The sequence below is a fragment of the Ruminococcus sp. BSD2780120874_150323_B10 genome (genome assembly GCF_015553695.1).
In the GTDB taxonomy this organism is placed as follows: Bacteria; Bacillota; Clostridia; order Oscillospirales; family Acutalibacteraceae; genus Ruminococcoides; species Ruminococcoides intestinale_A.
On record NZ_JADNHD010000001.1, the window covers coordinates 66,889 to 87,164 of the forward strand.

Below are 20,276 nucleotides of genomic sequence, written 5' to 3' on the forward strand. Positions count from 1 at the left end.
ATGCCAAAAATAAAGCAAAAGTGAAAATTACTTGTTTACGGCCGAAGTGCCCTTTTCTTTCAAATATGTTGATTCAAGGTCTGCAAGGTGGAGCTTTACGGCAAGCGGATAACGCTCGTATGCAAGAGAAATTGAATTGCTGTTTTTATCACCAAACTCTCCCATATGCCAACGGATTGCCATTGCCTCATCAATCTTTAAGTGCATTTTGCGCTCAATAAGAAAAACCGATTTTTCGCCGTGACCGTACGGGAATTGGTCGTCAATTGCATAATAAGGCACTTTTTCCCATACGCCTGTCTGCTCGTTTTTTACATTTCTTGACGAAACCTTGTAAAACTGCGCCTTGCATAAATCGTGCAGAAGTCCGCATATTGCAAAACTTTCAATATTATCGGTTTCTTCGTCATAATGCTTTTCCATCATTGTATTAAACACGCTGACAGAGTGCATTACAAGTCCGCCCTCGCAAGCACAATGATATTTCGTACTTGCAGGAGCAGTAAAAAAGTCTGTGCGCTTGAGCCATTCAAGTAATTCTTCTGCACCGTTGCGTGTTATGTACTTTGTATAAATCTCAATAAATTCTTCTTTTGGAGTCATTTTTTATCGCTCCTTTTGCGGTTTATTATATAAAATAGAACAACAGGGCATCCCTATAATGGAATGCCCTGTTTAATAACAAATTATTCAGCAACCTCTTCAGTAGCCTCAGCAGGAGCCTGCTCGTCCTCAGGAAGGAGTGCACGCATTGAAAGGCTTACACGCTTCTTGTCGAAGTCAATAGCAGTAATCTTAGCTTCTACTGTTTCGCCAACTGAAAGTACATCTGCGGGCTTTTCAATTCTCTTGTTAGCAATCTGAGAAATGTGGATAAGACCGTCAATACCCGGGATGATGTTTGCAAAAGCACCGAATGATGTAAGACCAACGATTGTAGCCTTAACAACTGTGCCCACCGGATACTGGTTCTTGAGGATCTCCCATGGATTCTCGTCAGCGTTCTTAAAGCCGAGAGAAATCTTCTTTGTTTCCTCGTTGATGTCCTTTACATATACTTCTACAGTATCGCCAACATTTACAACCTCACTTGGGTGCTTAATGTGTGTCCAAGAAAGCTCTGAAATGTGGATCATACCAAATACACCGCCAAGGTCAACAAATGCACCGTAGCTTGTAAGTGACTTAACAACACCTGTGTACTTCTTACCAATTTCGCAGTTCTTCCAGAACTCCTCACGCTGAGCAGCTCTCTGCTCCTTAAGTACGCTTCTGATTGAGCCGATAGCTCTCTTTCTTCTGCCACGCTGTGAAACCTCAATAAGTCTGAACTGTACTTCTTTACCTACGAGATCCTCAAGGCTCTCGTCACGAGTAGCAGTTGCCTGCGAAGCAGGAATAAATACTCTTACATCGTTGTAGATAACGATTACACCGCCCTTAACAGCCTCTGTAACCTTACCTGTAAGAACTTCCTGTGAGTCAACCTTAGACTCAAGAATTTCCCAGCCCTTAGCTGCGTCTACTCTGCGCTTAGAAAGCATAATTGTGCCTTCCTGATCATTTGTCTTCATAATAAGAAGCTCGATCTTGTCGCCAACCTTTACGATATCCTCCGGCTTAGCGTTAGGATCGTTAGAAAGCTCACTGGCAGGAATAAAGCCTGTCTGCTTTCTGCCGACATCAACCTGAACCTCGTTAGGCGCAATGCTGAGCACTGTACCCATTACCCTCTCATTTGTATTTAAGTTTTTGAGGGATTCCTCAAGCAATGCCTCAAAAGATTCTTCACCATTTGTTACACCGGATTTAATTTCACTCATTGTATCCAGTACCTCCTTTATTATCCTTGCCGGAGTAGATGCACCGGCAGTAACGCCAATTTTTTCAGCAACGCTGACTTGTAAAGCATCAAGCTCATCCGCTGTTTCAATAAGAACTGTGTTATCGCACTGCCTTTTGCATATATCAAAAAGCTTGCCCGTGTTTGAGCTGTGCCTGTCGCCTATTACTACCATAAAATCGGATTGAGCCGCAAGTAAGTCAGCTTCGGTCTGTCTAACTGACGTTGCATTACATATTGTATCAAATATTTTTGCATTTGTACATAGTTTTTTAATCTTTTTTACACACTTTTTCCATTCTTTTGTGTCAAATGTGGTCTGTGCGACAACAAAAACCTGTTTATTATTCTTTTTTAGAACAATATTGTAAATCTCGTCAATTTCTTCACTGTTTTTAAAGGTGTGACATTCGGTGCTGCAATGACCTATAATGCCCTCAACCTCGGGGTGAACGCTGTTGCCTGCGATTAAAACTATGCCGTCCTTGTTGTCGGGATTTGCCACTATATTGTGTATCTTCTTAACAAAAGGACATGTTGCATCTTCATATTTTACACCATTTTCATCTAATTTGTCAATAACATATTTTGGAACACCGTGAGAACGGATAACAAGAGTAGCGTCTTTTTCTACCTCGTCAATATTATCAACCGCTTTACAGCCACGGCTTCCAAGTTCGTTTACGACTTCCATATTATGAATGATAGGTCCGAGAGTAGATACTTTTACATTCTTGTCAAGCAAACTGTTCACAATATTTATTGCTCTGTTTACGCCAAAGCAAAAGCCGGCAGATTTTGCAACGGTTATGCTCATTTTCTGTCCTGCTCCCTCATCTTCTTGATTTCGTCCATAATCATATTTGTGGCATTTTTAAGCTGTCGTCTGTCACCGTCGGGTGTAAGTCCGAGCTGCTGCGGAGTAAGCGGATCGCCGAAATGAATTACTCTCTTTGCAAAGCGGTACTTCGGATTACCCGTAATTGTGATGCACGCAGGAATAACAGGCACCTGCATTTGTTGAGCAACAAGTGCGCAGCCGCTTCTCGGACGCATAAATTCGCCTGTCTTTGTTCTGCCTCCCTCAATAAAGATAGTCATTACATTGCCCTCTTTTATGAGGTCTTCACCTGTTTTTATAGCTTTGCCGTCACCTGCGCCACGCTCAACGGGAAACGCACCGAGTGCACGGATTAATCCTGCAAAAAACTTGTTTTTAAAAAGTTCCTGTTTTGCCATAAAGAAAAGTCTGCGCCTTTGACCGAGACCTAAAAGCACAGGGTCAGAAAACGACATATGATTGCTTGCAATTATATATGCTCCCTCATGCGGAATAGAGTTGTTATTTATAAATTTATATCTGTAAAACACTTTCATAATCGGACGGCAAACCGCCTGACCGACTCTGTAAAGCACCTTAGACTGTCCCATTAAACATTCTCCTTTATAACGGAAATTATTTTATCTACCGACTGTTCAAAATCAAGTTCTGTAGTATCTACAAACACACAACCCTCGGCAGGCTTGAGCGGAGCGGTTTTGCGGTGAGAATCGTTGTAATCCCGCTCGTTTACATCTTTGAGAACATCGTCATAGCTGACATTCATTCCCTTTTCCAAAAGTTCTTTGTATCGTCTTTCGGCTCTTGCCTCGGGAGATGCGGTAAGAAAGATTTTTACTTTTGCATCGGGAAGAACAACCGTACCGATATCTCTGCCGTCCATAATCACATTATTTTTCTTTGCCATATCTCTCTGCAAATCAAGCAAATACGCTCTTACTTCGGGAATTGCGGAAATTTTTGACGCTGTCATAGATACTTCGGGAGTTCTGATAAGTGAAGAAACATCTTCGCCGTCAAGCAAAACTATCTGCTCCATTTTATCGTTAAAGGCAATTTCAACCTTAATTTTCGAAAGCATATCACTCACTTCTTTTGATTCGACAGGCTCAATATTTCTTCTCATTGCGCTAAGACCGATTGTGCGGTAAAGAGCGCCCGTATCAATATATATATAATCAAGAGCTTTCGCTGCTCTTTTTGCTATAGTGGATTTACCTGCACCTGCAGGACCATCGAGTGCTATTGCAACAGACATTTTATTCTTCCTTTCTTAATAAGCGGCTCTTTCGCCTGCAAGATTACCTGTACTCCATGCTATCTGTAAGTTAAAGCCGCCCGTATAGGCATCACAATCTATTACTTCGCCTGCAAAGTAAAGTCCCTTTACAAGTCGGCTTTCCATAGTTTTGGGATTGATTTCAGAGGTTTTTACGCCGCCCGAAGTAATAATTGCCTCTTCAATAGGACGAAAACCGCTGATTTCTACGGTAAAAGCCTTTAAAAGTTCGCAAAGTCGTCTGCGCTCCTCTTTGGTAATTGAGTTGCACTTTTTCTCAAAGGGTACTCCCCACCTTTTGAGAACAGGCACAACGAGCTTTTTTGGCAACAGCTTTGTAAATGAATTTGAAACATCTTTGTTGTGATTTTCGTCAAAATCACGCTGAAGTCGCTTTTCAAGCTGTTCGTGGGTAAGCGCCGGCTTTATGTCGATTACGGCATTGTATCTGCCGTCCGAAATATCACGGATATGTGAGCTTGCGGAGAGTACCATAGGACCGCTCATACCGAAATGAGTAAACAGCATTTCTCCGAAATCATCGTAAACCGTTTTACCGCTCTGTGTATCAACAATCTTAAGACCCACATTTTTAAGTGCAAGGCCCTGCATTGATTTACAGTCGAGATTTTTGCTTTCGAGCGGAACAAGCGACGGTTTTAGCGGTACTATTGTATGTCCCGCCTGCTTTGCGAGAGTGTATCCGTCACCTGTAGAACCTGTGAGAGGATAGCTTTTACCGCCACAGCATATAATCACACTGTCCGCATAATATGTTTTGTTCTTACACTTAACTCCGACTGCCTCACCGTTTTCAAGCAAAAGTTCTTCGGCGGTGTCTTCCACAATTTTACAGCCGCAGTTTTTTACATAGTTATACAATGTATCAACCACATCAACAGCTTTGTCGGACTGCGGAAAAACCCTGTTGCCACGCTCTGTTTTAAGAGAAAGTCCAAGTCCCTCAAAGAACGCAACAGTGTCTTCGGGAGTTAATTTGTTGATTGCCGAATAAAGAAATTTTCCGTTTGTAGGAACATTTCTTATAAAAGTTTCGACATCGCAGTTATTGCAAACATTACATCTGCCTTTGCCCGTAATCATAATTTTTCTGCCGACACGCTTGTTTTTTTCTATTAATGTTACGCTTGCGCCGTACATTGCCGCTGCCGATGCAGCCATAAGACCCGCCGCACCTGCGCCGACCACAACTACCTTTTTACTTTCCATTCTTCTTTCCCGCTTCCGTCGTTTCTTCCTCGTCCTTCTCTCCGCTTGCGTAAACTCCCTCTCTGTTCCATACGGTTTCAAGTCTGCGGAAGTTTTCGGATACTTCGTCTTTCTTTTTAAGAACAGTCGCAACAATAAGCGCATTTATAAGGCTTAACGGGGCTACAAGCGAATCGACTATTGACGCCATATCGCTTCTTGCAATAAGCACAGAGTCGGCTGATTTTACAAGAGGCGACACCATACTGTCGGTAATTGCAATAGCGTGAGCACCCTGCGAACGAGCATAGTTCATAGCGTCAACCGCCATTGTGCTGTATCGTGGAAAAGAAATTCCGATCATAACATCCTTGTCGGTCATTCTGAAAATTCTTTCGTATGTGGTTGTGTGGCTTGTTGAGTCAATAACTCTGACATTATCAAAAATAAGCTCAAAATAATAGCCTAAAAAACTTGCGATTGCAGCGGTGGATCGAACACCGAAAATATAAATTCTGTCGGCATTGCAGATTTTGTCTACAGCCCTTTCAAAATCCTCGTGCGAGGTTTCTTCAATGGTTCTGCGGATTTTATCAATATCCTGATTCAGCACGCTGTTTAAAACATCGTCATTGCCGATTCTGCTTGAAGTAACCTCAATTCGCTGAACAGAAGTGAGCTTATCCCTTATCATTTCCTGCATGGCTTTCTGCAGCTTTGGGTAGCCGTCATAGCCAAGCTCTGTGGCAAATCTTACAACCGTACTTTCCGAAACGCCGACGGTTTCGCCGAGCTTTGAGGCAGTCATAAAAGCCGCTTTGTCATAATGCTCCTCTATATAAAGTGCAATTCGCTTTTGACCTTTTGAAAGCGAGTGCATACTCAAATCTATTCTTGTCAATAAATGAGTGATCATCAAATAACCTTCTTTTAAAAATTCTGTAATTATGAGCAACCTGCAAACGCAGGATTTTTCTTAATTTTACATACATATTTAATTGTAGCACACAAGTTATTTTAATTCAACCGAAAAACAGGTTAATTTTTTATTTTTTGAAATAATGAATTATCGCACTGTTTTTCTTGCAAAAAGCGAGCAAATATGCTAATATACTACTATGCTGAAATGTAATCGGGAGGACAGATTATGATTGCTATAATTGACTACGGCGCAGGAAATATTCAGAGCGTAAACAAGGCTTTGAAATATATCGGCTGTGACTGTGTTGTTACAAGAGATAAAGATATGATTTTAAAGGCAGACGGTGCCGTTTTGCCGGGCGTAGGCTCATTCGGAGATACAATGGACACCATGGAAAGCTACGGCATTAAAGACACCGTACTTGATTTTATAAAGACAAAAAAGCATTTCTTAGGTATTTGCCTTGGATTGCAGTTGCTTTTTCCCGAAAGCGAAGAAAGCCCTAATAAAAAAGGCTTATCTGTTTTTGACGGCAGCATAACAAAAATTCCTGCCGATACAGGCTTAAAGATACCGCATATAGGTTGGAACAGTCTTGATATTGTAAAAAAGGACGGCATTTTTAAAGGTATAGAAGACAATGCCTATGTATATTTTGTTCACTCATACTTTTTAACGGCAAAGAACCCTGAAATTGTTGCCGCAAGGACAAACTACGGAGTTCAAATTGATGCGGCAATCGAATGGGAAAATGTTTCCGCAACGCAATTTCATCCCGAAAAAAGCGGTGAAGTCGGATTAAAAATTCTTAAAAACTTTGCCGATATGGTAAACGGAAAGTAAGGAGAAAAGATATGTATGCAAAAAGAATTATCCCCTGCCTTGATGTAAAAAACGGCAGAGTTGTAAAAGGTATGAGCTTTGTTAATCTTGTAGATGCGGGCGACCCCGTGGAATGTGCAAAGCAATACGATAAAGAAGGCGCAGACGAGCTTGTATTTCTCGACATTACAGCTTCAAGCGATTCAAGAAATATTACAATTGATATGGTTGAAAAAGTAGCAAATTCAATTTTCATTCCGTTCACCGTAGGCGGCGGTATAAGAAGTGTTGATGATTTCAATTTACTTTTAAGAGCAGGCGCAGACAAAGTTTCCGTTAATTCCGCTGCCGTTCATCGACCTGAACTTATCAGCGAGGCGGCTTATAAATTCGGCAGTCAGTGCGTAGTTGCCGCCATTGACGCAAAGCGAAAAGAAAACGGTTGGGAAGTTTATGTGAACGGAGGAAGAACTCCTGTAGGCCTTGATGCGGTTGAATGGGCTGTAAAATGTGAACAGCTCGGCGCAGGCGAAATTCTGCTTACAAGTATGGACGAGGACGGACAGAAAAAAGGCTATGACATCGCACTTACAAGAGCAATCTCGGAAAAAGTTTCAATTCCCGTAATCGCCAGTGGCGGCGCAGGCGCTCTTGAGCATTTCTATGACGCATTCACAGAGGGCAAAGCAGACGCAGTCCTCGCAGCCTCTCTCTTCCATTTCGGCGAAATTCCGATTCCCACATTAAAAAAATATCTTAACGAAAAAAATATTCCTGTAAGACTTTAACATCAAAGAGCAAACAGCCATCAGACTAAAATAAGTTTGATGGCTGTAATTTTTATACCCGATAATCTATAAATCTATAATACAAAAGCCGCTCTGAGGCGGCAATTGTAATAATAATTTTTACTTTTTAATTATGCACTGTAACTGTCACGGTTATTCTTATCCGATGCAAGTTCTCGCTTTCTTTCGTCAAGCTGACTTTGCATTTTTTCAAGAATTTGAGGATTTTCCGTATTTGCGATTATCTCGGCAAAAAGGTCGGGAATATTCTCTTCTTTAAAACCTTTTTGAGAAAAAATCCGCTTTACGGAATAAGCGTACTTTGACATTGTAGGCTGAAAAGTGCGGGCATAATTCTTTGTCATCTGTTTTACACCCACAACCTCAATCATTTGCTTGTTAAGCAATGAATTGATTAAAAGGTTAATGTAACTTTTGCGCCATGTTCTGTTTACAGATTTGCTTACAATCTCAGAACTTGCCAGAGGCTCGCCCACCTCCCATAATAAATTCATAATCTCTTCTTCGCTTTTAGTCAGCATTGCCAATCATCCTTCCGTAATTTTCTTTATATATACCGCAAAATTCTTTAAGCCAAAGCCTTGTGCTGTGGCAATTATCAATTAAACATACCCAATAAATGCGAAAAAACGAAAAATATACAATTTATTTTTAATCTATTGTACTTTATTGCAGTAATTAAGTCAATATATATCTATCAATATTTTTAAAATTTTGAGCAAAAACACAGTTTTATGTCTAATTTATAACAATACTTGACATACACAAATTTCCACAATAAAATTATATGTGTATATTATTAAACATTATAATCATTATTATATATTTGTAATTTGGAGGCTGTTATGTCAGAATTTAAAACTAATGTAATGCGTATTCTCGAAAAAGCAAAAATAGATTATACAGCACACGAATATCCGCACGGAAAAGACGCTGTTGACGGCATAAGCGTTGCCAAACTTTTGGGGCAAAATCCCGAATGTGTATTCAAAACGCTTGTCACAAAAGGCGTAAGCGGCAGCTACTTTGTATTTGTTGTTCCCGTTGCGGCGGAACTCGACCTTAAAAAAGCCGCAAAATCAGTTGGCGAAAAATCCGTTGAGATGATTCATGTAAAAGATATTTTAAAAGTAACAGGCTACATTCGAGGAGGCTGCTCACCTATCGGAATGAAAAAGCAATACCCTACCGTTTTCCACGAAAGCTGCCTTAACAATCCGAACATTATTGTAAGTGCGGGAAAAATCGGTTATCAGATTGACCTTGACCCTCAAACTTTAATTGAATTCACAAAAGGAAAATGTGCTGACATTATTAAGTAGTTTGTACACAAAAACTTCACATAACATTTGTGTTACCTTTATTGACTAAGGATTTATATAATGCTAAAATTATAGCAAATATGATAACCTGTCACATCAGGAGGTAATAGGTATGATTAAAAAAACATTTTACAATCTTCCGTACGAAAAAAGAAAGCGTATTACCGACGCTGTCATAAAAGAGTTTATGGAACGGCCTAACGAAAAGGTTTCTATAAACAGAATTATAAAGACCGCTGAAATTTCCCGAGGCAGTTTTTATCAGTATTTTGACGACAAGGTAGATTTGATAGAAATTATCACTAAAACTATGTTTGAAGAATCAAGCAACAAAGCCAAAGAAATTTTAAAACTTTCATGCGGCGACCTTTTTGTTATGTACATTAAAATGTTTGATTATTTTGGCGATTACAGCAGTCAAAAGCAAACAATGAAAATTATGAGAAATATTGTTGACAGCTTTAAAGCAAACGATGACCTTGTGAGCGAATATCTGAAAAATCGCTTTAATATGGCACTCACCAACAACGAGATTTACACTATGGTGGACAGACAAAATCTGAAATTTCAGGATAACGAAAGCGTTAAATGCCTCATAGAAATTCTTACACAAGTGCTTAAAAATGCAATTTTCGATGTTTTTGTCGCAGGCAGTGACCGTGAAGAAGTGCGTGAACGCCTTATCAAAAAAATCGACATAATTAAACAAGGCGCAGTCAAGTGATATTAGGTAATAAATAAATTTATTAAACAGTAATTTTATGGAAATAATCGAAATAATCAATGAAAGAGGAATGATATGCTGCCAAAACTAAGTGTAAAAAAGCCGATGACAATTTTTGTGGCGGTTATTGTGGTAATTGTATTGGGTATAGTGTCGGTATTTAAAATGACGCCTGACTTACTGCCTAATATGGATTTTCCGTATGCAATAATCCTTACAACCTATCCGGGACAAACTCCGGAAACAGTTGAATCGGTGGTAACAAAACCTCTTGAACAGTCACTCTCAACCATTGACGGCGTAAAAACCATCACCTCCACCTCATCTGACAACTATTCAATATTGACACTTGAGTTTGAGGACGGTACAAATATGGACACCGCTACCGTTGATATGAGAGGCAATCTTGACACTATCAAAGATGCATGGCCTGACGGTGTAGGCAGTCCGTACCTTATGAAAATTAACCCTAATATGATGCCTGTAGCTATGGTTGCGGTTGATTACGACGGTTACGATACAGTGCAAATTTCCGACTATGTAAACAACGAACTGAAAAATCAGCTTGAGGGAATTGACGGTGTAGCCTCTGTATCTACAAAAGGTATTGTAACTCAAAAGGAAAATGTTATTATTTCTCAAACCAAGATTGACGCTCTCAACGCAAAAATCAATGACGCTCTCAATGACAAATTCGGCGATGCGGAAAAGAAAATTTCCGATGCAAAGAAAGAATTGCAGGACAATATTTCTAAAGCGGAGCAAGGCAGTGATACCATTGAGCAGTCAATAAATGACTTAAATTCTCAACAGGAAGAAGTTGCAAAACAGCTTGCTGACGCCCAAGGTAAGGCACAAAGCGGTTACACTGAAATTTTGAATGCAAAAATGCAGTTGCTTGACCAACAGCAGTCGCTTACTGCAACCAAGCAAACTTTGACAATCGCCTACCAAACATTAACACAGATAAAAGAAAAACTTGACAGTTTGCAGGACGAAAAAGTACAGCTTACACAACAGATAGAAACTTTTGAAAAAATATACAACGACTACAAAGATGCGCTTAGCAAACTTGCAAACCCCGATCTTACAGACGAGCAGCTTGCACAGGTAAGAGCAATCCTTGCTAAAATAGATGAAGAACTTGATAAATACGGTTTTCCGAAAGAAGAGCTTGAAGAAAGACTTAATAATGCAAAAAATGCTCTTACAAATGTAGATAAAGCAATAACTCAAACAGTTGAGGCATTAAAAGGACTTGACACCACAGAGGAAAAACTTGATGATACAATAGCGGAAATTGCGGATAAAATATCTCAAGTAGACGGCGGTATTACACAAATTGCAGCCGCTGTAAAAGGTCTTGACAACAATACCGTATCTGTAAATCAGGCACTTTCAGAGATAGAAAAACAGCAATCTCTTGCGGCATATCAGCTTTCGGGCGGACTTTCTGCGCTAAACACAAAGCAAAGTGAAGTAAACAGTGCATTAACCCAGCTTAATTCCGCTCAAGAAGAATTAAAATCCGCAAGTGATGAACTCTCCGACCAAAAAGATAAAGCCAAAAAAGCCGCCGATATGACAAACACTGTTACAATAAGCAATGTTTCAAATATTCTTACGGCACAAAATTTCTCAATGCCGGCAGGATATGTAAGTGATGACGAAAATATTAAATATCTTGTGCGTGTCGGCGACAAAATAGACGGCGATAAAGAAATGCAGTCGCTTGCTCTTTTTGACACGGGAATTGACGGTATCGGCGTTGTAAAACTAAGCGATGTTGCAGATGTATTTATAGCTGACGATTCGGACGAGGTATTCACAAAGATTAACGGAAACTCCGGCGTTGTATTCAGTTTTTCAAAGCAGAGTGATGCCGCAACCGCTACTGTTTCCGAAAATATAGCCAAAAAGCTCAACTCTCTTACACAGGAAAACGAAGGTCTGCACTTTACCACCCTTATGGACCAGGGCGACTACATAGATATTATTATAAACAGCGTTTTACAGAATCTTCTTATGGGTGCTGTACTTGCAATTATAATTCTCTACCTTTTCTTAAGAGATATTAAACCAACCCTCATTGTTGCGCTTTCAATTCCTATCAGCGTTATTTTTGCACTTGTGCTGATGTATTTCAGCGGTGTTACTCTCAATATGATTTCGCTGTCGGGACTTGCAATCGGCGTAGGTATGCTTGTCGACAACTCGGTTGTAGTTATCGAAAATATTTACCGACTGCGCAATTTGGGTGTGCCGCCTGTAAAAGCCGCTTTAAACGGTGCTAAACAGGTTGCGGGCGCAATTGCATCGTCTACACTTACAACAATTTGCGTATTCTTCCCTATCGTATTCATAGAGGGTCTTACCCGTCAGATATTTATGGATATGGCGCTTACTATCACCTATTCCCTGCTTGCAAGCCTTATTGTTGCCCTTACGCTTGTGCCTGCTATGGGTCAGCGTATGCTAAGAAAGGTTAAACCTGTTAAGCACGGAATGTTTGATAAAATGCTCGGCGGCTACGAAAAATCTATTCGTTTTGTATTAAAGCACAGAGCAATCGCACTTATCGCTGCAGTTGTACTTCTCTTTGGCAGTATGTTCGGTGCTGTGGCAAGAGGCTTCAGTTTTATGCCGAATATGGCAAGCACGGAGCTTTCCGTAACAGTCAGCCTTGACGACTCGGCTACTATGGATGATACCATTGATGCCGCACAAAACCTACTCGACACTCTTTCCGAGTATGACGAATTTGAAACTGTTGGTGTTATGACAGGTTCAACAACAAGCCTTATGGGTCTTACAGGCTCTGTATCTTCTTCCGATGCAGACAAAGGTTCTGTTATGGCATATGCAGTATTCAAAGGCGACAAAGTAAAGAACAGCGAAAGTATCAGCAAAGAAATTGAAGCAGAACTTCAAAGTATTGACGGAGATGTGGTTGTAAGCGGCAGTTCTTCTTCAAGCTCAATGTCAGCTATGCTCGGTGATGACGGTGTATCAATCAAGCTTTACGGTGACGACCTCAAAACTTTGCAGAATACCGCAAAAGATATGGCGGAAAAACTTGCTGCGGTTGACGGTATTGACGAAACCGATAACGGTATCGGCGCTACTTCGGGCGAAATCAAGGTAACTGTCGATAAAACAAAGGCTGCCAAAAAGTCACTTACGGTTGCACAGGTATATCAGCAGATTGCCGCCGCAATCACCTCGGAAACTACATCTTCTACCCTTACAAACAGCGGCAAAGACCTTGATGTGGTTGTAATCAAAGACGAAAACAGCGATGTTACAAAGAACAATATCAAGGATATTAAACTCACTTATACAGACAAAGAAGGCAACGAAAAGACCACAAAACTCTCCGAAGTTGCCGAGATTTCAGATTCCGAATCAATGAATTCAATCACAAGAAGTGACCAAAAGCGTTATATTACAGTCAGCGGTACTTTAAAAGACGGTTATACAAACACCGATGTTTCAAACAAGGCAAAAGCTTTATTTGATGATTATAAACTTCCTGACGGCTGCAGTATTGAATACTCGGGTTCAAACGAGAGCACCATGGAGGCTGTAAATCAAATGCTGCTTATGATGCTTTTGGGCGTAATTCTTATTTACCTTATTATGGTTGCTCAATTCCAGAGCCTTAAGTCACCGTTTATCATTATGTTTACAATTCCTCTTGCATTTACGGGAGGATTTCTCGGATTGCTTATTACAGGTTTTGATGTCAGCGTTGTGGCATTGCTCGGTTTTGTAATGCTCTGCGGTATTATCGTAAACAACGGTATTGTACTTGTTGACTACATCAACAACCTAAGACTTGAGGGCAAAGAAAGACGAGAGGCAATTGTAGAGGCAGGCAAAACAAGAATGAGGCCTATCCTTATTACGGCAATCACAACCGTTCTCGGACTTTCAACAATGGCGCTCGGTATAGGCACAGGTTCAGAGATTATGCAGCCTATCGCTATTGTATGTATCGGCGGTTTGCTTTACGCAACAATTATGACTCTTTATATTGTTCCTGTAATTTACGATATTTTAAGCAAAAAAGAACTTCGCAAAGTTAGCGAAAGCGACCTTGAGGAAATAGATATTTAATTGAGGAGAAAAATTATGATACTTACTACTACAGAAACAATTTCAGGCAGAAACCTTGCCACACTCGGTCTTGTGCAAGGCAACACAATTCAGTCGAAGCATATGTTCAGCGATATGGGACAGAGCTTTAAGACTATGGTTGGCGGCGAGCTTAAATCATACACTGAAATGATGAACAAGGCGAGAGATATTGCCACTCAGCGTATGATTGATATGGCTGCAAGAATGGGGGCGGACGCTATTGTATGCGTTCGTTACACATCAGCTTCTGTTATGCAGCAGGCTGCCGAAGTGCTTGCTTACGGCACAGCAGTTAAATTTATTTAAAACTGTAAAACCTTAACAAAAAAACCTGTACGGCAACTGCTGTACAGGTTTTTACTTTACGCTTTGCTATATTAAATTAAAAGAACTTTGCAATATCCTCAATAGCCTTACGCTTTGGCATTGCAGGCTCTGCATTGCTGTAGCCTACTCCGATTACGCTTACTACCGCCTCGGTTTCGGGAATATTCAAAACTTCCTTGATTTTTTCGTTATCTCTTATACCCATTACAAGAGTTGAAAGTCCAAGTTCTGTTGCCTTAAGCAAAAGATTCATACTCTGCAAACCGCAGTCGTAAAATCCCCAACCGTTGCCTAGTTCGTTTGTCTGTGTACCGTCCTTTTCGTATCCGGAACGATTAAGCACAATTGCGGTAACAATAAGTGCGGGAGCGTCTGCAACATTTTTCTGATTGTAAGGCGACAATGCATTCTTAACATCTGCAAGTTTTTCGCCTGTTACCACATAGTAGCGTGATACCTGCGAGTTTTTCCATGACGGTGCAAGTTGAGCCGCCGCAATCATCTCTCTTAACTTTTCTGTTTCAACAGGTTTATTTATGTATTCTCTTACGCTTCTGCGAGTTTCCGTTACTTTTGATAATTCCATCATAATACCTCCGATTTCATTTTATTTTATAAGGTAATATTAGCACAAAATAAAATTTTTTACAATAAAATTAGCCTAATTTCTGCAATTTTTGCACTTTAAGCACTGTAAATGAAAAGTTTAACTTTTGGTATTATTTTTAATATTATACTAAAGTAAACTTTATCTATTTGAAAGGATGATTTTATGGCAAAAGTAAGCTGTGTTGATATTTCAGAATTTCAGCAAGGCATTAATTTTAACAAAATGAAAAACGACGGTATAAAAGCTGTCATTATAAGAGCAGGCTACGGCAGAGAATCAAGTCAGAAAGACAGTATGTTTGAAAGTCATTACAAAAACGCAAAAAGCGAAAATATGATGATTGGTGTGTACTGGTACAGTTACGCAGACAGCGTCGGCGATGCAGAAAAAGAGGCAAAGGCTTGCCTTGAATGCATTAATAACAAATCTCTTGATATGCCGATTTATTATGATTTGGAAGATAATTCACAAACTAAACTCGGCAAAGCAAAACTTACAGAAATTGCGGAACGCTTTTGCGAAACGATTAAGAAAAGTAACTACAGAGCAGGTGTATATGCTAATCTGAATTGGTTTAATAATTATCTCGATTACGCTAAATTAAAGAAAAAGTACAGTATCTGGCTTGCGCAATATAACTCCGTAAATGAATTAAACTGTGATATATGGCAGAACAGTTCAACAGGCAGGGTAAGCGGTTACGGCAAAAATATTGATACGAACATCATATTTAACGAAAGCGTTTTCAACAGCAAAAAAGAAGACGATAAAGGCAAAGGAAAAATAACCAAACCGGATATTTTCTACAGAGTGCGCTGTGACGGTGTTTGGCTGCCCGAAGTAAAAAATCTTGAAGATTACGCAGGTTTAAAAGGCAAAGCAATTACGGATATTGCAATAAAAGTAAGTGAAGGCAAGGTGTGGTATCAGGTTCACACTAAAAGCGGGTGGCTGCCGAAAGTCAGCGGATATGACATTGACGATTTAGAAAACGGTTATGCGGGCAACGGCAGTAAAATTGACGCAATCAGAGTGTATTACACCACACCGCAGAGTATTGCCGAAAGTCTTAACAAATATCTTGTTGCAAAATATAAAGTTTCGGCAATAAGCAAAGAGTATTTTGACTGGCAGCACGACGACCAAACTTCAAACGGTCAGGACGGCTACGCAGGACTTTTTGGTAACAACATAGACAGAGTTTTATTGGTGCTCGAATAATATATAAGGCGGTGGAAGCATCGCCTTATTTGCTTGAAATAAAAAATTTTGTGCTAAAATATTCATATACCTAAAATATTCATATACCTAAAATATTCATATACAATTACAAATCGGGAAATTAAACTCATAAAAATTGTTATTTGAGGGCAAAACATTTGTCCTCTTTGCTTTTATATATTTGTCAACTGTAAAAATAAACAAAAATACTTACTTTTATTTGTGCGAATAATTCCTATTTTAATATTGCATACAACAAGATGTTGTGCTATAATAGATTTACTCTACAAGATATATGCTTTTAAAGAATTAAAAGTTACATTATACATTAAAGAGGATTATGAAATTACGAAAGGGAAGGATTTATTATGACAGTAAATGTAAAGGGCGGAAAGCTCAGCAAAAAGGAAATTGAGGCATACACAACACAGCTTAGAGAGGCAAATCCGGATAAATATATCAAGAATGTTGAACTCACAGTTGACGGCGACTATGTTGATGTTAAATACGATTACGATTCTGTTCCGTTTGAAAGAATCCGCAGAATCACAGGCTATCTTGTAGGTACGGTAGACCGCTTTAACAATGCAAAGCGTGCCGAGGTTGAGGACAGAGTAAAACACAGCGTACCTTGTACAGAATGTTGTTCCGTTGATGAAATCGCATAATTTTTTTGTTTGATTATCCGATTTTATAATATACCTGTTATTTCTTGTTGACTTTTGTCGATATAACGGTATATAATTAAAACAATAAGTTAATATTTATCTTATCAAGAGCGACTGAGGGAACAGGCCCTGTGAAGTCCGGCAACCTGCATTTGCAAGGTGCCAAATCCTGCGGTATTTACCGAAAGATGAGTCTTAATAGCACCTTTCGGCTGAAAGGTGCTTATTTTTTGCAAAGGAGAATTATAATGGCAAAACATTTTTTCACTTCTGAGTCAGTAACAGAGGGACATCCCGACAAAGTTTGCGACCAGATTTCCGACGCTGTTCTTGACGCTATTCTCGAACAGGATAAAAACGCTCATGTTGCCTGCGAGGTAACCGCTACAACAGGTGTAGTTCATGTTATGGGCGAAATTTCTACAGACTGCTATGTTGACATTGCAAGTATCGCAAGAGATGTAATAAACGACATTGGCTACGATAATCAGGACTGCGGTTTTAACGGCAATACTTGCGCTGTACTCACTTCTATTGACCAGCAGAGCCCTGATATTGCAATGGGCGTAAACGAAAGCTACGAGCTTAAAGACGGCGAAAATGACGCCAACAATCAGATTGGTGCCGGCGACCAGGGTATGATGTTCGGTTATGCCTGCAACGAAACCAAAGAGCTTATGCCGCTTGCTATTTCACTTGCACATAAGCTTGCAAAGCAGCTTACAGCAGTAAGAAAAGACGGCACTCTCTCCTACCTTCGTCCTGACGGTAAAACACAGGTTACCGTTGAGTATGAGGGTGACACACCTGTAAGGGTAGACACCGTTGTTGTATCTACACAGCACGATGAAAAGGTTACACTGGAGCAGATCAGAAAAGATATGGTTGAATATGTAGTAAAGCCAATCATTCCTGCCGAGCTTTTAGACGAAAACACAAAATATTTCATCAACCCGACAGGCAGATTTGTAATCGGCGGCCCTGTAGGCGATTCAGGTCTTACAGGCAGAAAGATTATAGTTGATACCTACGGCGGATTTTCTCGTCACGGCGGCGGTGCATTCAGCGGTAAAGACCCGACAAAGGTTGACAGAAGTGCCGCTTACTACGCAAGATACATCGCAAAGAATATTGTTGCCGCAGGTCTTGCCGATAAGTGCGAGGTTCAGCTTGCATATGCAATCGGCGTTGCAAAGCCTGTTTCTATTATGGTTGACGCTTTCGGTTCATCAAGCTACACCAATGAACAGCTTTCAGACGCTGTGGAAAAGGTATTTGACTGCCGTCCGAATTCTATTATTGAGCAGTTAAAGCTTAAAGAAACAAAGTATCGTCCGCTTGCCGCTTACGGTCATATGGGCAGAGAAGAACTCGGCGTTGCTTGGGAAAAGACAGACAAAGTACAGGCTCTCGTTAAAGCTATTAACGAATAATTATTAAAACAAATACACAAACCGCTCTTCTAAAAAATTCTTAGGAGAGCGGTTTTTTATAATTTGTCGGTTCTATCCTTAAGTCAAAAAATTATAAAAGGTTGACCAAACTTTTATAATTATTTAGATTATAAAAGAAAGTTGTAAACAATTGCGAAATTCAAAACAATATATCCGTTGCAGATGATTTTAAAATATTTATCTGCGACCTCTTTGCCGAGACTGCGGCAGGTATGCTTGTGAACGGTTTTAAAAACAAAAAAATTCGGTGAAGATAAAGTAATATTAAATATACAGGTAATATTCAATTCTTTACCTGACATTTTAAGACGAGCACAGCAAAAATAAACTTAAAATTGCCCATTGCATATTTTGCAGTGGGCTTTCTGAATTTTATGTGAATTATATTGCTTTTTAAGTGCAAATTTTATAAAATTTAATTATTAATATATTGCGAGGTGGGTTATGAATAATCTTATAAACTATTTAAAATGGCGTGGCGATTTAGGTTTTGATATTTCACCTTTAAACGAAGTTGACGCTCTTATATTTTCAGAGCTTGTTTATCTTGATTTTTCGGGATATACAGAAAAATCACAGCTTCCGCTTTCCGACATAAATAAACTTTATTTTAAAGAAAAGCGTGATGTTGTTTTTAAAGATTACTATGTATTTAAAGATTTTTACAACACAGTCGGCAAGGAAATAACCAAGTTATTATCCGAATCAGCTAAAAGCAACAGGTTAAAAAATATATATGTATCGGATTTTGCGGCATATGACTGCGAAGATAATCCAATGCAATTCGGCGCTTGCACTTTTCATTTTGATACAGATAAATTATTTATCGCTTACCGTGGCACAGACAATACGCTCAACGGTTGGAAAGAAGATTGTATGATTGCCATAACCGACAATATTCCCTCACAGCTTAACGCAGCGGCATATCTGAGTATGGTTGCAAACAAATATCCAAACAGCGAAATATACCTCGGAGGTCACTCCAAAGGCGGAAATCTCGCAATCTATTCCGCTGTAAATACTTTTCCTGAAATCAAAGACAGAATAATAGCTGTATATAACAACGACGGTCCGGGTTTTTCAAAGGAATTCATAGAAAGTGAGCAGCACAAAGAAATTGCCGACAGAATCACTACCTTTGTTCCGCAGTCATCATTTGTGGGTATGTTACTTGAGCATGATGAAGATTATATAATAGTAAAAAGCGCAAGTCATTCTTTCTGGCAGCACGATGCTTTCAGTTGGAATGTAGTAGGCACACACTTTGTACACCTTGATGAAGATACCAAGAGTATTAAATTTGCCGAAAAAAATATGAAAGAGCTTATTGACGGACTTACAACCGAACAGAAAAAACAAATCATAGACTCTGTATTTCAAATTATGGCAGAAGGCGGTAAAATCACCTTTGACGACATACGAAAGGCAGGCATAAAAAATATACCGACTATGATTAAAGCATTTAATAAGATAGACAATGAATCTAAAAAGGCTCTTACGGACGGAATTGCATTGCTTGCAAAACTTTCCATTAAAAACGGCTATGAAATAAATAAACCCGAACCTAAAGGTAAACTAAAGAAAAAAGGGCTTGTTTAAGTTATTTTAGTTCTATATACGAATTATAATACAGTGCTGTACAAATAAATTTAATTGTTTATAAATTAAAGGTCAAATTTAGTCAAATTTCTCTTGACATTTCTAAAAAATGGTATAAAATATAATTAGCACTCAAAGATACAGAGTGCTAACCGAAATAACACATAAACTTTTTAGGAGGATTTATATTATGAGTATTAAACCATTACTTGACAGAGTAGTATTACAGGTTGAAGAAGCCGAAGAAAAAACAAAGAGCGGTATCATTCTTTCATCTGCCGCACAGGAAAAGCCACAGTTTGCAAGAGTAGTTGCAGTAGGCCCCGGCGGTGTTGTAGACGGCAACGAAGTTAAGATGTATGTAAATGTCGGCGACAAAGTAATCGCAAGCAAGTATGCAGGCACAGAAGTTAAGATTGACGGTGAAGAGTACACAATCGTTCGTCAGTCAGATATTCTTGCAACAGTAGAATAATTATTTTTATT

19 protein-coding genes and 1 riboswitch are annotated in these 20,276 nt (G+C 39.4%); of the genes, 11 read left to right on the forward strand and 8 right to left on the reverse strand.

Annotation, left to right across the window (positions count from 1 at the left end):
• Positions 1 to 27: 27 nt before the first annotated feature.
• From I2E21_RS00315 to I2E21_RS00340, 6 genes are all read right to left on the reverse strand, one after another.
• Positions 28 to 603 carry a hypothetical protein gene (locus I2E21_RS00315; RefSeq protein ID WP_022235500.1) on the reverse strand — a complete coding sequence of 192 codons (576 nt, stop codon included), beginning with the start codon at positions 601 to 603 and terminating at the stop codon, positions 28 to 30.
• Between the two features lie 83 nt (positions 604 to 686).
• Positions 687 to 2,660 (reverse strand): bifunctional 4-hydroxy-3-methylbut-2-enyl diphosphate reductase/30S ribosomal protein S1, encoded by a 1,974-nt coding sequence (locus I2E21_RS00320; RefSeq protein WP_195410044.1) that lies wholly within the window; start codon positions 2,658 to 2,660, stop codon positions 687 to 689.
• Complete coding sequence (locus I2E21_RS00325) at positions 2,657 to 3,274, reverse strand: lysophospholipid acyltransferase family protein (RefSeq protein WP_022235498.1); 618 nt, start codon at positions 3,272 to 3,274, stop codon at positions 2,657 to 2,659. Before I2E21_RS00325 ends, I2E21_RS00320 begins: the two co-directional genes overlap by 4 nt.
• Positions 3,274 to 3,942 (reverse strand): (d)CMP kinase, encoded by a 669-nt coding sequence (gene cmk, locus I2E21_RS00330; RefSeq protein WP_195410045.1) that lies wholly within the window; start codon positions 3,940 to 3,942, stop codon positions 3,274 to 3,276. Before cmk ends, I2E21_RS00325 begins: the two co-directional genes overlap by 1 nt.
• Before the next feature lie 15 nt (positions 3,943 to 3,957).
• A complete protein-coding gene (locus I2E21_RS00335; protein WP_243240563.1) occupies positions 3,958 to 5,274 on the reverse strand; it encodes an NAD(P)/FAD-dependent oxidoreductase in 1,317 nt (438 codons plus the stop codon).
• Positions 5,183 to 6,088, reverse strand: a complete 906-nt coding sequence (locus I2E21_RS00340; RefSeq protein WP_178586192.1) for a MurR/RpiR family transcriptional regulator — start codon at positions 6,086 to 6,088, stop codon at positions 5,183 to 5,185. The genes I2E21_RS00335 and I2E21_RS00340 overlap by 92 nt, the downstream gene beginning before the upstream one ends.
• Before the next feature lie 231 nt (positions 6,089 to 6,319).
• On the opposite strand from I2E21_RS00340, the gene hisH reads away from it, so the two are divergent.
• Complete coding sequence (gene hisH, locus I2E21_RS00345; RefSeq protein ID WP_022235494.1) at positions 6,320 to 6,937, forward strand: imidazole glycerol phosphate synthase subunit HisH; 618 nt, start codon at positions 6,320 to 6,322, stop codon at positions 6,935 to 6,937.
• Between the two features lie 11 nt (positions 6,938 to 6,948).
• Complete coding sequence (gene hisF / locus I2E21_RS00350; protein WP_022235493.1) at positions 6,949 to 7,704, forward strand: imidazole glycerol phosphate synthase subunit HisF; 756 nt, start codon at positions 6,949 to 6,951, stop codon at positions 7,702 to 7,704.
• Positions 7,705 to 7,835: 131 nt separating this feature from the next.
• Here hisF and I2E21_RS00355 read toward each other — a convergent pair whose 3' ends face one another.
• Positions 7,836 to 8,246, reverse strand: coding sequence for a BlaI/MecI/CopY family transcriptional regulator (locus I2E21_RS00355; RefSeq protein ID WP_022235492.1), 411 nt, complete (start codon positions 8,244 to 8,246; stop codon positions 7,836 to 7,838).
• Between the two features lie 324 nt (positions 8,247 to 8,570).
• Between I2E21_RS00355 and ybaK the strand changes: the two genes are divergently transcribed.
• From ybaK to I2E21_RS00375, 4 genes are all read left to right on the forward strand, one after another.
• Positions 8,571 to 9,047: a Cys-tRNA(Pro) deacylase gene (gene ybaK, locus I2E21_RS00360; protein WP_195410047.1), complete on the forward strand. Its 477-nt coding sequence runs from the start codon at positions 8,571 to 8,573 to the stop codon at positions 9,045 to 9,047.
• A gap of 112 nt (positions 9,048 to 9,159) precedes the next feature.
• Positions 9,160 to 9,771, forward strand: coding sequence for a TetR family transcriptional regulator (locus I2E21_RS00365; protein ID WP_022235490.1), 612 nt, complete (start codon positions 9,160 to 9,162; stop codon positions 9,769 to 9,771).
• Between the two features lie 75 nt (positions 9,772 to 9,846).
• Complete coding sequence (locus tag I2E21_RS00370; RefSeq protein ID WP_195410048.1) at positions 9,847 to 13,890, forward strand: efflux RND transporter permease subunit; 4,044 nt, start codon at positions 9,847 to 9,849, stop codon at positions 13,888 to 13,890.
• Positions 13,891 to 13,905: 15 nt separating this feature from the next.
• The gene (locus I2E21_RS00375; RefSeq protein WP_022235488.1) at positions 13,906 to 14,217 is read left to right on the forward strand and encodes a YbjQ family protein; all 312 of its coding nucleotides are present in this window, start codon (positions 13,906 to 13,908) and stop codon (positions 14,215 to 14,217) included.
• 76 nt (positions 14,218 to 14,293) lie between these two features.
• Here the strand turns inward: I2E21_RS00375 and I2E21_RS00380 are convergent, their stop codons facing one another.
• Positions 14,294 to 14,824 (reverse strand): nitroreductase family protein, encoded by a 531-nt coding sequence (locus I2E21_RS00380; protein WP_022235487.1) that lies wholly within the window; start codon positions 14,822 to 14,824, stop codon positions 14,294 to 14,296.
• 186 nt (positions 14,825 to 15,010) lie between these two features.
• Here I2E21_RS00380 and I2E21_RS00385 point away from each other — a divergent pair, with 186 nt between their 5' ends.
• The 5 genes from I2E21_RS00385 to I2E21_RS00410 all read left to right on the forward strand — a co-directional run bounded on the left by I2E21_RS00385 (position 15,011) and on the right by I2E21_RS00410 (position 20,265).
• Entirely contained in the window at positions 15,011 to 16,069 is a 1,059-nt protein-coding gene (locus tag I2E21_RS00385) for a glycoside hydrolase family 25 protein (RefSeq protein WP_195410049.1), read from the forward strand.
• Positions 16,070 to 16,437: 368 nt separating this feature from the next.
• Entirely contained in the window at positions 16,438 to 16,737 is a 300-nt protein-coding gene (gene nrdD / locus I2E21_RS00390; RefSeq protein ID WP_022235485.1) for an anaerobic ribonucleoside-triphosphate reductase, read from the forward strand.
• A 98-nt stretch (positions 16,738 to 16,835) separates the two neighbouring features.
• Positions 16,836 to 16,932, forward strand: a riboswitch (SAM riboswitch).
• A 53-nt stretch (positions 16,933 to 16,985) separates the two neighbouring features.
• Complete coding sequence (gene metK / locus I2E21_RS00395) at positions 16,986 to 18,170, forward strand: methionine adenosyltransferase (protein ID WP_195410050.1); 1,185 nt, start codon at positions 16,986 to 16,988, stop codon at positions 18,168 to 18,170.
• Between the two features lie 465 nt (positions 18,171 to 18,635).
• A complete protein-coding gene (locus tag I2E21_RS00405) occupies positions 18,636 to 19,790 on the forward strand; it encodes an Mbeg1-like protein (RefSeq protein WP_186934639.1) in 1,155 nt (384 codons plus the stop codon).
• 190 nt (positions 19,791 to 19,980) lie between these two features.
• Positions 19,981 to 20,265 carry a co-chaperone GroES gene (locus tag I2E21_RS00410; RefSeq protein ID WP_022235482.1) on the forward strand — a complete coding sequence of 95 codons (285 nt, stop codon included), beginning with the start codon at positions 19,981 to 19,983 and terminating at the stop codon, positions 20,263 to 20,265.
• Positions 20,266 to 20,276 lie beyond the last annotated feature (11 nt).